Source organism: Streptomyces sp. UNOC14_S4 (assembly GCF_020740835.1).
Taxonomy (GTDB): Bacteria; Actinomycetota; Actinomycetes; order Streptomycetales; family Streptomycetaceae; genus Streptomyces.
Genome location: NZ_JAINFC010000254.1, coordinates 1 through 10586, shown reverse-complemented (window position 1 = coordinate 10586; position 10586 = coordinate 1). Strand labels below are relative to the sequence as shown.

Here is a 10586-nt window from a genome sequence, read left to right as displayed (position 1 = left end):
GCCACCCACAGGGCCCAACGACACGCCCGGGACCGAATCCGATCCGGCGGGAAGAGGCGTGGCGGACCCGACGACGGCACAGGGCGACCCCCCACCCGTCCTCCTGCTCCACGGGTTCATCGACAACCGCTCGGTCTTCGTCCTGCTGCGCCGCTCCCTCCGCAGCCATGGCTGGACGCAGGTCGAATGCCTCAACTACTCCCCGCTGACCCGTGACGCCTTGGCCGCGGCCGATCTGCTGGCCCGGCACGTCGAGGAGTTCTGCGCGCGCACCGGCCGCACCCGGATCGACGTGGTGGGGCACAGCCTCGGCGGCCTGATCGCCCGTTACTACGTGCAACGCCTCGGCGGTGACGCCCGGGTGCGCACGCTGGTCACGCTCGGCACGCCGCACGGCGGCACCCGTGTCGCGCCGTTGATGTCCGCGCACCCCCTGGTCCGGCAGATGCGCCCGGGGTCGGATCTCATAGCCGGACTCGCCGCCCCCGCGCCCGATTGCCGGACGCGCTTCATCAGTTTCTGGAGCGACCTGGATCAAATAATGGTGCCGGTCGAGACGGCGCGCATCGACCACCCGGATCTGACCGCCCGCAATGTGCGCGTGACCGGCGTGGGCCATCTCGCCCTCCCCGTGCACGGGGCGGTGGCGGCGGGCATCCGGCAGGCCCTGGCCGTGGAGGAGACCGCGGCCGGCACGTCCGGGGCGGCATCGGTCGCCTGACCCGCGCCCGACCCGGCCGGAACGCCCTCCGCGGCGCGCCGCGTCCGTTCCCACCGCCCCCGCCGCACGGCGCGCTAGCGATTACTACCTCGAAAAACCGAACAAACCTCGAACGTCAAACCGATTTCTCGGGGTTCAGTCCACCGAAAGACGGCCAAATGCCCACCCCGCGGCGTTCCGAAACGTGACGAAGATTGTCGCGATCCCGAACCGCCGGGTACAGTCGCCGCTAATTCTCCTGCTCCCGAGGCGAAAGAGAAGTGGTGGTGAACGACCGTCACCCGTCGGCGGGCTCGAGCCCGACCGGTCCCGCTCAGGATCTCTCCTACGGGCACTACACGTCGTACGAGCAGCAGGGCATCCCCCACGGCTACCCCGGCTACGAGGGGCACGCCTCCGGGCAGTGGGACACCTCCGGCTGGGGCCACCCCGACGCCTCCTGGGGAGCGAACACCGCGGGCTGGGGGCAGCAACTCCCCGCCGACAACACCGACAACTGGGCCATGGGCACCGCGGGCCAGACCCAGACCTGGGAGTTCAGCGGCTACGACACCGGGCACACCGGCCAGTGGGACACCTCGGGCTGGGGCCAGGGCACCGGACAGGCGACGGACACCCACTCCTGGAACACCTCGGGCTCCTACGACACGTCGGCCGCGACCGGCTGGCAGCACCCCGCCGACAGCGGCTGGAGCAGCGGGCCCTCCGTGCACGCCCAGAGCTGGGACACCGGGCAGCACCCGGCCGGGGACACGTCCGGCTGGGGCCACCCCGTGGACGCCTCCTGGGGTGACACCGGCTCCGCCCCGCAGACGCAGATCTGGGACGCCGGCGCGTACGCGGACCTGGAAGACCCCCAGCGCACCCCGACCCTGATGGTCGACCTCTCCGCCGTCGAGGCCGAGGCGGCGCCCACACCCGCGCCCACGGCCGGTGCCCGCTCCGTCGCCGACGCGGAGACCCGCACCATGCTGGTGGTCGAGCCGCCCGAGCCGGAAGCCGGGCAGGGCGCGGCGGGGCCCGCGGAGCCGACGGCGCACCCGGACGTCCCGGCACAGGCCCGCAGCCGCCGCAAGGGCGCACCGTCCCGTTCCGGCTACCGCCCGCGCCGCAAGGCGCTGTTGACCGTCGCCGTGCCGTCGGTCGCGGTGATGGGCGTCGCGGGCATCGCCGCCGCGTCCGTCTCCGGTGGGAAGGACGACGGCAAACACACGCAGGCCGCCTCCGCCCCGGACAACCCCGCCGTCTCCGCGCTCGCCAACAGCAAGCTGGACACCCAGCTCGCCGGCCTCAGCCGCGGCGCCGACGACTTCGCCACCCGCGCGAGCCGCAACCAGGAGCGCATCGACCTCAAGCTCCGGCAGGAGGAGGAGAAGAAGCGCAAGGCGGAGGAAGAGGCGCGCAAGGAAGCGGAGCGCCCCAAGTTCGCGCTGCCCGTCGACCAGCACGGGCTGAGCGCGCTCTTCGGACAGGCGGGCGCCAACTGGATGTCGGTGCACACCGGCATCGACTTCCCCGTCTCCTACGGCACCCCCGTCATGGCCGCGACCGACGGCACGGTGCGCACGCAGTACAACGTCGCCTACGGGAACATGGCCATAGTGACGGCGCCCGATGGCACCGAGACCTGGTACTGCCACCTCAGCAGCACCAAGTTCCGCTCGGGGAAGGTCAAGGCGGGCGACGTCATCGCCTACTCCGGCGACTCCGGCAACTCCACGGGCCCCCACCTCCACTTCGAGGTACGCCCCGGCGGCTCCGCCGTGGACCCCCTCCCCTGGCTCCGAGCCCACGACCTGGACCCGACGTAAGGAGACCGCGCCCCTTACGGGGCGCCCCGTAAGGGGCGCGGGGAACTGCGCGACCAGCCACAACGGACCCGCAGCCGCGAGCCGAACGCAAGAGGCACCCCAGTAGGCGCACCCGGCCCAGAGGGCTAAAGCTTCTCCACAGGCGCGTAGCGCAAAAGCAACCGCTTCGGCTTCTCCCCGCCGAAGTCGATCGTCGCCTCCGCCGCGTCACCGCTGCCCTTGACCGCCACGACCCTGCCCAGCCCGAACGAGTCGTGCGTGACACGGTCGCCGATCGCCAGGGCGACCACCGGCCGCTCCTTGGCACGCCGCGTCGCGAAGCCGCTCGGCCCCGCCTTCGCCCCGCCGCCGCGCGAGGACGAGAAGCCGGACCCGCCCGTACCGCCCGAGACCGCTCCCATCGTCGCCGACGGCGTCGACGGACCCGTGCGGCGCCACTGGAGGTACTGGTCGGGGATCTCCTCCAGGAACCGCGACGGCGGGTTGTACTGCGGCTGGCCCCAGGCGCTGCGCATGCTCGCCCGCGTCAGGTAGAGCCGCTCGCGGGACCGGGTGATGCCCACGTAGGCGAGCCGCCGCTCCTCCTCCAGCTCCTTCGTCTGCCCCAGCGCCCGCATGTGCGGGAACACGCCGTCCTCCATGCCGGTGAGGAAGACGACCGGGAACTCCAGGCCCTTCGCCGTGTGCAGCGTCATCAGGGTGACGACGCCGGTGCCTTCGGTGTCCTCGTCGGGGATCTGGTCGGAGTCGGCGACGAGGGCCACCTTCTCCAGGAAGTCCGCCAGCGTGCCCTGGTCCTCCTCGCCCTCGCGCTCCTGCTCGAACTCCAGGGCCACGGCCGCGAGCTCTTGAAGGTTCTCGATGCGGGTCTCGTCCTGCGGGTCGGTGGAGGCCTGGAGCTCGGCCAGATAGCCCGTGCGCTCCAGGACCGCCTCCAGGACCGTCGCGGGCCCGGCGCCGGACTCGACGACGGTGCGCAGCTCCTCCAGCAGGGTGTTGAAGCGGTTGACCGCGTTCAGCGAGCGGGAGGCCATGCCGTACGCCTCGTCGACCCGGCGGAGCGCCTGCGCGAAGCTGACCTTCTCGCGGAGGGCCAGCGCGTCGATCATCGCCTCGGCGCGCTCGCCGATGCCGCGCTTGGGGACGTTGAGGATGCGCCGCAGCGGCACGGTGTCCTCGGGGTTGGCGAGCACCCGCAGGTACGCCAGGACGTCACGGACCTCCTTGCGCTCGTAGAAGCGCACGCCGCCGACGACCTTGTAGGGCAGGCCGACACGGATGAAGATCTCTTCGAAGACACGGGACTGCGCGTTCGTCCGGTAGAAGACGGCGACGTCACCGGCCTTGGCGTCGCCCGCGTCCGTCAGCCGGTCGATCTCGTCGGCGACGAACTGCGCCTCGTCGTGCTCGGTGTCGGCGACGTAGCCCGTGATGGACGCGCCGGCCCCGGCCTGGGTCCACAGGTTCTTCGGGCGGCGGTTCTGGTTGCGCTCGATGACGGCGTTGGCGGCGTTGAGGATCGTCTGGGTGGAGCGGTAGTTCTGCTCCAGCAGGATCGTCGTGGCGTCCGGGTAGTCCTCCTCGAACTGGAGGATGTTGCGGATCGTGGCGCCGCGGAAGGCGTAGATCGACTGGTCGGCGTCACCGACGACGCACAGCTCCGCGACCCCGTCCTCGGGGGCGTTCTCGGGGGTGCCGACGAGCTCGCGCACGAGCGTGTACTGCGCGTGGTTGGTGTCCTGGTACTCGTCGACGAGGACGTGCCGGAAGCGGCGGCGGTAGTGGTCGGCCACGTCCGGGAACGCCTGGAGCAGGTGGACCGTGGTCATGATGATGTCGTCGAAGTCCAGCGCGTTGGCCTCGCGCAGCCGCTGCTGGTACATCGTGTACGCCTGCGCCAGCGTCTTCTCGAACCCTCCCCCAGACTCCGTCCGGGAGGTGCCCCCAGCCGCCTGCCCTGCGAAGCTCTCCTCGTCGACGAGCTCGTTCTTGAGGTTGGAGATCTTCGCGCTGAAGGACTTGGGCGGGAACTTCTTCGGGTCGAGGTCGAGGTCCCGGCAGACGAGCGCCATGAGCCGCTTGGAGTCGGCGGCGTCGTAGATCGAGAAGGAGGACGTGAAGCCCAGCTTCTTGCTCTCGCGGCGCAGGATGCGCACGCACGCGCTGTGGAAGGTCATGACCCACATCGCGTTGGCGCGGGGGCCGACGAGCTCCTCGACGCGCTCCTTCATCTCGCCCGCGGCCTTGTTGGTGAAGGTGATCGCGAGGATCTGGCCGGGGTGGACGTGGCGGGCGCCCAGCAGGTGCGCGATGCGGTGGGTGAGCACCCGGGTCTTGCCGGAACCGGCGCCCGCGACGATGAGCAGGGGCGAGCCGGTGTGCACCACCGCGGCGCGCTGCTGGTCGTTCATCCCTTCCAGCAGCGCGGCCGGGTCGACGTGCGGCCGGGCCGCGCCGTCGCGGTAGTACGCCTCGCGGGGGGCGGGCGCGTCGAAGGCGCCGCCGAAGAGGTCGTGCGGCACCTGCTCCGGGGCTTCGTCCTCCGGGGGCGGCGGGGGCTCCTCCTCGGAGGGGCCGAAGTCCGCCAGGAAGCTGTCGTCAAAGAGGCTGCTCATCGCCTCCCGAGTCTAGGCCGCCCCACTGACAGCCCGTACCGGTTCCCCGAACGCCCCGGGAATCAGCCAAGATCACACCCCGGGGACCGCGTGCCGGGGTACCAGGGCCGGAGCCAGGGCGCCGGGCTCACGTCCAGAGCACCGCGATGAAGATGTTCGCCATGGTGAGCGCGCCGACCGTGCCGAAGGCGGCCGCCTCGACCTTCTCGTCGTCCCGCTTCACGTAGACCAGCCCGAGGATCACGACCAGCAGGGCCAGCTTCACGCCGATCTTGAAAGTGTCGGGGGCGTGGCCGTCGGCCTTGTCCAGGCCGTACAGCGCGGCGCCCGTGACCAGCATCGTCAGGGCTCCGTGCAGCATGGCCGGGACCATGCGGGCCTCGCCCTTGCCCATGGCCTTCATCTGCGTCATGAAACCGCCGAGCAGGGCGGCGATGCCGATGATGTGGAGGCCGACGACGGCGTGAATGAGTACGTCCATGGAGCCGACCCTAACCGGGGCTGTAGCAGTCCCCTTCGGCAAGGTATGCCTCATTCACCACTTCGATCACACGCGAGATATATCCCTCCATACCGACGCGTGCAGCTCATTCAAGGACGGTCGCACCTTGGCCGGTTCCGACCAGTACCGGTCATGTGCGTTCTCCGGCGTGACCCCTCGGTTTAGCGTCCTGCCCCAGATGGCGACGGCCCGCTCTCTCCCCCCTCATCGCGGGCCGTCGTCCTCTGGGCCGCACCGCGGGACACAGCCGTGCGGCAGGACAGCGCGACCCTGCGCCCCCAGCAGGTGTGGAAGGAAGAGTGACGGCCGACGTGGCAACGCACCGCAAGCCCAAGCAGCATCCACTCGCCAGCAGTACCGCGCGGACCGCCGCCACCCTCGCCCTGGCGGGCGCCGCCACCGCCACCGCGTCCGTCGGCACGAGCCAGGCCGCCCCGCGCCCGACGGCCCGGCTGACCACGGCCGAGCTCCGTGACCGGGTCGACCGGTACTTCCAGCGGGCGGAGGTCGCCACCGAGCGGTACAACGGCGCGAAGGAGAAGGCCAGGGCCGCCGAGACGGCCATCGGCGGGCTCCAGGACGAGGCGGCCCGCAAGACGCAGCGGCTCAACGCCACGCGTGCCTCCCTGGGGAACGTGGCCACCGCGCAGTACCGCGACGGCGGCCTCCCGGCGACCATGCGGCTCCTGCTGTCCTCCGCCCCGGAGCAGTACCTGGAGCGGGCCTCCCTGGCCGACCGGGCGGGCAGCCGCCAGGCCGTCGCCGTCAACCGGCTCCGCCACCAGCTGCGGGACGTCCAGCAGGTGCGCAGCACCGCCGACACCCGGCTCGCGGAGCTCAAGCGCCAGGAGACCTCGCTCGCGCGGCACAAGCACACCATCGAGGTCCAGCTCAACGATGCCCGGCAGCTGCTGAACCGGATGCCCGCGCCCGTCCGCACGGCCGTGGAGCAGGGGAACGTGACCGCCGTCCCCGACCACGCCGTCAAGGCCGTGGCCCACAGCGCGGTGCACACCGTGGGACACGCCGTCGGACACACCGTGACGAACACGGCCCACGCCGTCGCCGGATCCGCCCTGCAGGCGCCCACGGAGCGCGCCGCGCGGGCCGTGGCCTACGCGTACTCCGCGCTGGGCAAGCCGTACGTCTGGGGAGCCACAGGACCGTCGGCGTTCGACTGCTCCGGACTGGCGCAGGCGGCCTGGCAGGCGGCGGGCGTCTCCCTGCCGCGCACGACCTACACCCAGATCAACGCGGGCCGCCGAGTGGCACGCGGCAGCCTGGCCCCGGGGGACCTGGTGTTCTTCTACCCGGGCGTCAGCCACGTCGGCATCTACGTCGGCAACGGCCAGATGATCCACGCCCCTCACCCGGGCGCCCCGGTCCGCGTCGCCCCGGTGGGCGAAATGCCGTTCGCGGGCGCGATCCGCCCGGCGTGAGCCTTGCGCCCCTTACGGGAGCGCAAGGCTCAGGCACGCTCAGTACCTCAACCGCTTCGTCAGCCAGCGGAAGACCTCCGGGACCTGCCGCTCCCACACCGCCGTGCCGTGACCGCCCGCACCGGCCGGGATCCTGACGACGTCCACGGTGGTGGGCGCCTTCGCCGACTCCTTGATCGACATGCCGCCCTCGTAGCCGTCACCGTCCGCGCCGGAGATGAACAGGGCGACGTCCGGCGGGGTCTTGGCGCGCTGGAGCATCTTCCAGGGGTTGTTCTCGTCGCGCAGCTCGGGCGTCCTGGCGGTCAGGGAGGCGGGCTCCCCGGCGGGGTCGTTGTAGCCGGAGAGGCTGACGCCCGCGTGGTAGCGGTCCGGGTGGGCGACGGCCAGCCTGGCGGCGCAGTGCGCTCCCGCCGAGTAGCCGGCGACCGCCCAGCCCTCGGGCTTGTCCTCCGCCCGGAAGTTGTCGAGGACCATCTTGCGGACGTCGACGCTCAGCCAGGTGTCGGCGTTGACCTTGCCGGGGATGTTGGCGCAGCCGCTGTCCACGTCGCCGAGGAGGGTCGTACGGGGTGCCACGATGATGAACGGCGCGACCTCGCCCTTCTCCATCAGCGGCTTGAGTTGCGTATTGACGTTCAGGGAGCCGAACCACGCCTTGGCGGAGCCGGGGAAGCCGGGCAGCACCTCCACGACGGGGAAGGTCCGGTCCCGGTACTCGGGGTCGTCGTACTGCGGCGGCAGCCAGACGTAGACCTCGCCCTCCACGCCGGATATCCGGCCCTTGAGCTGCGTCTGCCGCACCCCGGCGCCCATGCGCCTGTCCGACACCGGCTCGAACTTCTGGTGCACCTTGGGCTCGTTCTCCACCGACTTGCCGCCCGTGCCGTCCGGCCCGAGGTCGGCGGCGACCCTGACGTGGTCGCCGGTGCCCAGGAGGTCGGCCCAGGTGTCGAAGAGGCCGTTGGCGTTGTTGACGATCACGAAGACCAGCGTGATCGCGGTGACCTGTGCGAACAGCAGCATGACGAAGCGGGTGGCGTGCCGCACGATCTTCGGCCCGCGGACCCTGGCCCAGAGGATCATCGGCAGGGCGAGGGCCACCACGACCAACGCGATCGTGGTGAGGAAGAAGGGCGTCCCCGTCAGGCTCATCGGCTTCCGCTCCGGATCTCGTGGACCCGTCCCGGGCCCCGGCCCCTTCGGAAACGAGAGCCGCTCGTCCGTTGTAGATGACCGACGAGCCACGACGGTTCCGGTGAAGCCTCGCGTGGACGTGCGGTACCGCGCCCCGTGAGGGGCGCGGGGCTGTCACATTGTGCGGCTCCGCCGCGTGGGCGCGACCAGCCCCCACCGGGCCGCGGACGCCGGACGACGGCCCCCGGCAGACGCTCAGGCGCAGGACAAAATCAGACCAGACGCCGCGCCGTCGCCCAACGGGTCAGCTCATGCCGGTTCGACAGCTGAAGCTTCCGCAGCACGGCCGACACATGCGACTCCACCGTCTTCACCGAGATGAAGAGCTGCTTGGCGATCTCCTTGTACGCATAGCCGCGGGCGATCAGGCGCAGCACCTCGCGCTCGCGCTGGGTGAGACGGTCCAGGTCCTCGTCGACCGGCGGGGCGTCCGTGGAGGCGAAGGCGTCCAGCACGAAGCCCGCCAGCCGGGGCGAGAAGACGGCGTCGCCGTCCTTGACCCGGAAGACCGCGTCGACGAGGTCGGTGCCGGTGATGGTCTTGGTGACGTAGCCGCGGGCGCCGCCGCGGATGACGCCGATGACGTCCTCGGCGGCGTCCGAGACGGAGAGGGCGAGGAAGCGCACCGGGCGCTCGGGGTCGGCCATCAGGGGCGCGCTGCGGCGCAGCACCTCCACCCCGCCGCCGCCGGGGAGATGGACGTCGAGGAGGACGACCTCGGGGCGGGTCGCGGTGATGACCGTGATCGCCTGGTCGACGTCGGCGGCCTCGCCGACGACCTCGACACCGGTGCGCTCCGTGGCCCCGATCTCCGCCTGCACCCCGGTCCGGAACATCCGGTGGTCGTCCACCAGCACGACCCGTACATGGCGCTCCGCCGTCTCTTCGGTCGTCATGCCGTCTTCTCCGCCCTCTCCATTTCCAGCTCCACTTCGGTTCCCCCACCGGGCACGGAGCGCAGCCGCGCCGTGCCGCCGTTGCGCTGCATCCTGCCGATGATGGACTCACGGACGCCCATCCGGTCGCCCGGCACCGCGTCCAGGTCGAAGCCCGGCCCGCGGTCGCGCACCGAGACGAAGACCGTACGTCCTTCGACCTCGGCGTAGACCTGGACGGCGCCGCCCTCGCCACCGTACTTGGCCGCGTTGACCATGGCTTCACGGGCGGCCTGCATCTGCGCGGCCAGCCGCTCGTCGAGGGGGCAGTCGCCGACGACCACGACCTCGATCGGCACGCCGTGGTGGTCCTCGACCTCGGCGGCCGCGGCCTTGACGGCCTCGGCGAGGGTGGCGGGCTCCTCCGCCTCGTCCTTCCCGCGCCCCTCCGGCCGGTACAGCCAGGCGCGCAGCTCGCGCTCCTGGGCCCGCGCGAGGCGGGCGACCTCGCGGGCGTCCTCGGCGTTCCGCTGGATCAGCGTGAGGGTGTGCAGGACGGAGTCGTGGACGTGCGCGGCCACCTCGGCCCGCTCCTGCGCCCGGATGCGCATGGTGCGCTCGGCGGAGAGGTCCTGCGTCATCCGCACCACCGAGGGGCCCGCGAGCAGCGCGATGCCGACGAGGACGGCCAGGGCCGCCTGGAGGACCGTGCCCAGGTGTTCGGCGGAGCCCTGGAGGACCACGATGCCGGTCACGCCGACGCCGGTGAGGGCGACACCCGCCGCGCCGCGCGCGAGGGGCAGGACGCGCTTGCTGCGGCCGACCTCCATCCAGTGGGCGCGCCGGGCGTTGTCCGCCTGCCGCCATACGAGGGCGACGCCCGCGCCGACCAGCAGCATGGGCCAGATGTAGGCGTTGGCGCGGCCCAGGTGGAGGTTGTCGGCGAAGACGGAGGCCCCTATGACGAGCGCCATCAGCGCGAAGACCTGGCCGCGGTCGGGCTTGCGGGCGAAGAGGCCGCGGCGCCCGTCGGCGTCGTGCTCGACGGGGACCGGGCGCGGCGTGTCGACCCCGCCGACGCCGAGGGGCACCACGAACCAGAAGACGGCGTAGAGCACCGCGCCCATGCCCTGGGCGAGCAGCAGTGCCAGGAAGACGATGCGCACCCAGGAGACCGGGACGCCCAAGTGCCCGGCGAGGCCGCGCGCCACGCCGCCGAGCATCCGCCCTTCGGCGCTGCGGTAGAGCTTGCGCAGGGGGCGGTCGTCGGGCGTGGTCGCGGTCGTCATGATCCGATCGTCACATGCCGCGCCCCGCGGGCACATCAGGGGCGACCCTGACAGCACCCGGGGTTCTCCGGGCCGGGCCCCGATACGGGACGGGGCCGGGGCCCGATACAGGACAGGGTCGGGGGCCTGATGCGGGA

8 protein-coding genes are annotated in these 10586 nt (G+C 71.8%); 3 read left to right on the top strand and 5 right to left on the bottom strand.

Translation table 11 applies throughout. The features are described 5' to 3' along the window. Positions 1-721: alpha/beta fold hydrolase (locus K6I34_RS22000; RefSeq protein ID WP_229328050.1), on the top strand; the 721-nt coding region annotated here is incomplete at its 5' end. A gap of 266 nt (positions 722-987) precedes the next feature. Beyond that, on the top strand, positions 988-2532 hold the full coding sequence (locus tag K6I34_RS21995; protein WP_229328049.1) for a peptidoglycan DD-metalloendopeptidase family protein: 1545 nt from the start codon (positions 988-990) through the stop codon (positions 2530-2532). Between the two features lie 125 nt (positions 2533-2657). Here K6I34_RS21995 and pcrA read toward each other — a convergent pair whose 3' ends face one another. Beyond that, positions 2658-5147: a DNA helicase PcrA gene (pcrA, locus tag K6I34_RS21990; RefSeq protein WP_229328048.1), complete on the bottom strand. Its 2490-nt coding sequence runs from the start codon at positions 5145-5147 to the stop codon at positions 2658-2660. Between the two features lie 127 nt (positions 5148-5274). Further along, positions 5275-5628: a hypothetical protein gene (locus tag K6I34_RS21985; RefSeq protein ID WP_121800772.1), complete on the bottom strand. Its 354-nt coding sequence runs from the start codon at positions 5626-5628 to the stop codon at positions 5275-5277. Between the two features lie 332 nt (positions 5629-5960). Between K6I34_RS21985 and K6I34_RS21980 the strand changes: the two genes are divergently transcribed. Next, on the top strand, positions 5961-7088 hold the full coding sequence (locus tag K6I34_RS21980; RefSeq protein ID WP_229328047.1) for a C40 family peptidase: 1128 nt from the start codon (positions 5961-5963) through the stop codon (positions 7086-7088). 39 nt (positions 7089-7127) lie between these two features. On the opposite strand, the gene K6I34_RS21975 is transcribed toward K6I34_RS21980, so the two are convergent. The 3 genes from K6I34_RS21975 to K6I34_RS21965 form a co-directional block, all read right to left on the bottom strand. Further along, positions 7128-8243: an esterase family protein gene (locus K6I34_RS21975; RefSeq protein WP_229328046.1), complete on the bottom strand. Its 1116-nt coding sequence runs from the start codon at positions 8241-8243 to the stop codon at positions 7128-7130. 254 nt (positions 8244-8497) lie between these two features. Further along, on the bottom strand, positions 8498-9181 hold the full coding sequence (locus K6I34_RS21970; RefSeq protein ID WP_229328045.1) for a response regulator transcription factor: 684 nt from the start codon (positions 9179-9181) through the stop codon (positions 8498-8500). Next, on the bottom strand, positions 9178-10449 hold the full coding sequence (locus K6I34_RS21965; RefSeq protein WP_229328044.1) for an ATP-binding protein: 1272 nt from the start codon (positions 10447-10449) through the stop codon (positions 9178-9180). The genes K6I34_RS21970 and K6I34_RS21965 overlap by 4 nt, the downstream gene beginning before the upstream one ends. Positions 10450-10586: the final 137 nt, after the last annotated feature.